We start from the raw sequence: 232 nt of genomic DNA on the forward strand, positions 1-232 counted from the left end.
GGCTCAAGGCCAGGTCGATGTCCTGGCGACGCTTATCGAGCATCGCATCGTAGGTATGCTCAAAGAGTGGCTCGCCTTCAATCGGTTGCAATTGCAGGGGCCAGATACCCGCTGCGTCCAGCGCCTGGTAAGCCCTCGGCAAGTGGCGGCAGATCTCCTCGCGACCCGCCGGCATGTGCATAAACGCCTTGAGACTTCGGTCGAGCTCCGCCAGAGAGTCGAAGGGTTCCAG

Annotated in this window: 1 protein-coding gene; it reads right to left on the reverse strand. The window is 61.2% G+C overall.

Features of this window, described 5'->3' with window-relative positions; all coding sequences use genetic code 11:
• The coding region (locus tag AC0L20_RS41955; RefSeq protein WP_473295988.1) for a hypothetical protein at positions 1-232 on the reverse strand (232 nt) is incomplete at both ends.

The sequence above is a fragment of the Bradyrhizobium sp. Kon58 genome, assembly GCF_055807455.1.